Origin of the sequence: Microvirga tunisiensis (assembly GCF_009296175.1) — a bacterium.
In the GTDB taxonomy this organism is placed as follows: domain Bacteria; phylum Pseudomonadota; class Alphaproteobacteria; order Rhizobiales; family Beijerinckiaceae; genus Microvirga; species Microvirga tunisiensis.
The window spans coordinates 1-2218 of sequence record NZ_VOSK01000613.1; the positions used below are offsets into that span (position 1 = coordinate 1).

The 2218-nt window shown below is 64.4% G+C and carries 2 protein-coding genes and 1 pseudogene; 1 reads left to right on the plus strand and 2 read right to left on the minus strand.

Annotation, left to right across the window (positions count from 1 at the left end):
• Positions 1-415, plus strand: a pseudogene (locus tag FS320_RS46760) (hypothetical protein); the annotation flags it as partial.
• 119 nt (positions 416-534) lie between these two features.
• Here the strand turns inward: FS320_RS46760 and FS320_RS41995 are convergent.
• Complete coding sequence (locus tag FS320_RS41995; protein WP_152718471.1) at positions 535-1044, minus strand: glutelin; 510 nt, start codon at positions 1042-1044, stop codon at positions 535-537.
• A gap of 92 nt (positions 1045-1136) precedes the next feature.
• Entirely contained in the window at positions 1137-1520 is a 384-nt protein-coding gene (locus tag FS320_RS42000; protein ID WP_152718472.1) for a hypothetical protein, read from the minus strand.
• Between the last annotated feature and the right edge of the window lie 698 nt (positions 1521-2218).

Below are 2218 nucleotides of genomic sequence, written 5' to 3' on the forward strand. Positions count from 1 at the left end.
CGGTGACGGCTCGAAGGTCAGCGACGCCGTGGTGACGCTGAAGACGCCGAAACTCGAAGGCGGGAACCTGACCTTCGATGTCGTGGTGCTGGAAGGAAGCCTCGCCGGATCGAGCGGACCGGCTGCGTTGTTCATCGACCGGTTCGGCGGCTTCGGCGGCGGCGGGTTCCATGCAGGAGGCTTCGGCGGCTTCCACGCAGGAGGCTTTGACGCCGTGCATGTCGGCGGGTTCCATGGCGGCGCGTGGGGTGGCGGCAACTATTGGCACGCCCCTGTCTATCGCGGCGCTTGGTATGGGGCGGGTGCCGGGGCAGCGGCTGGCCTTGCCGCCGGAGCTGCGTTGGGAGCCGCCGCGGCGGCCCCCTATTACGGATATGGCCGGTGCGGCTATTACCCCTATCCCCCGTGCTACTAGAGCATCAATCCCGGAAGTGGCCTCCACTTCCGGGATTGATTCGACGCTCCATGTCCTGCTGACGCCTCAGGTCCGCTTGGCCATGGCGTCGGCACGAGGTCGGGCACGGAACGGCTGCATCACGGCACCGTCAACTGCTGCTTGATCGCCCGCTCGATCCATGCATCCCGGGACAACCCTGCCCTGCCCGCCGCCTGGTCAACCTGGCCAAGCAGCGCTGGCATCAAGGGCACTTCGACGAGGACATCCAGCTCCTCCTGGCCCGACTGCCCGTAAGCCAATCCCGTCACCTGCCGCGCGAACCGCCGAACTCGGTCGGCTTTCTGCTTGTCCGTGAGGCTGCCGTCGCTTGCAACCAGCGGACAATAGGCCCCGACCAGGCGGTCGACGATGAGAGCCGGTTTCATCCCGCCCTTGCGGAGGTCAGCCATGAGTTCGCCAAGGCGATTGCCGGCAGTGGCATCATTTGCCCCCGAGTACAGGTCACTTAGGGGAGAAGCATTCCTTGGCGCATCCGACGTCACGGTGTCCGGACAGGTGAAGGCTGCGGCATCGGCCGGTCGCATGATCGAGCCCGTGAGCTCGGCTCCGCAGACCAGGACGAGAAGCAAGACAGGTCTGACGGTCATCACCTCCTCCTTGAGCCTACCACTGTCGATGGTCCGCCCCATGCCGTCCCCGCAAGAGGCGGATATCAGCTCATCCAAGCGCGGGGCACGACCTACCAGAAGCCAGGGCCCCACGGCCCGAAATCGAAAGCGTCCTGGTTCATCATCGCGGTCATTTGCTGCTCGTTGGCCAGCCGCTTCTCGAACACGGCGCCCCGATAGTTCGACCACGCCGTCTGGTTGCCGAAATAGACGCACTGGCACCCGGCCGGATCGGCATAGACGTAGACCACCGTTCCGCCCGAGGTCTGCTGGACGAACTTGTTCGGCGGGAGCTTGTTCATGGCGGCAATCCGCTTGGGCGAATTGGCCGGCTGAAGCGTGAATCCCGATGCCGCCAGCAGATCTTCCTTCTGCTGCACGGCCTGTTGCGGGGTTTGGCACGCGGCCAGGACAAGGCTGATCGCGCCAAGCGTCAGGATCGATGAGGATTGCATTGCTTCTCTCCAGACAGCCGGGGAACGCGGCAGGAATGGCTCCGCCGATGCCAACAGCCTCGCACGAAAGCGAGTGGCCAGCTTGACAGAAAAGGACATCGCCTTGACCGACCGGGACAGGAAGGCTGGCCCGGTCCGGGTTCCGGAGGGTTCAAGACCTTGTGTCCGCTCGAAGCGGGGCTCGGGATGGTGCAGGCCGCGTTGAAACCATCCGGGCAGATCATTCGGATCTTCTCGGCCTGCGCCTGAGAGGGCCGAGCGGCGCTAGCGGGGTCGGCCAGGGCGGCACGGCGGGTTGCGGCGGGCATACGCGAGCCGCAGCAGGTGGATGGAATCTCTTGCCACGTTAGCCTCTGAGAGCGTCCGACCAGAAGTCGAAGCATTGTGCAACGCAATACGATTGCGAGGCCGACTACTCTGTCCACGAAGTCGACCCGGAGTCTAGGAAAGTCCGCTTGGGGTCAGGAACCGAGATTCCCTGTCCTTTTGGAACGTCCGGTTTGATTTGGATTGCTGCCTTCGAGCTTAGGTCTCAGGCGTGCCACAGAACGAACCCGCTCGCGCGGGAGGACACTGCGGCTGGGGCGGCGCCATGACTTGGGGGCGGTAACCCGCTGAAGGGCACACAATGACAGGACTGGGTCCTGTCTTGAGGATCGAGGGGTTTGGTCCCTCCACCTCACGACAGGAGCCCTCGA

Bases quoted from the DNA above. Each gene is read 5' to 3' on its own strand.
- FS320_RS41995 (WP_152718471.1), bottom strand. From the start codon at position 1,044: ATGACCGTCAGACCTGTCTTGCTTCTCGTCCTGGTCTGCGGAGCCGAG.
- FS320_RS42000 (WP_152718472.1), bottom strand. From the start codon at position 1,520: ATGCAATCCTCATCGATCCTGACGCTTGGCGCGATCAGCCTTGTCCTG.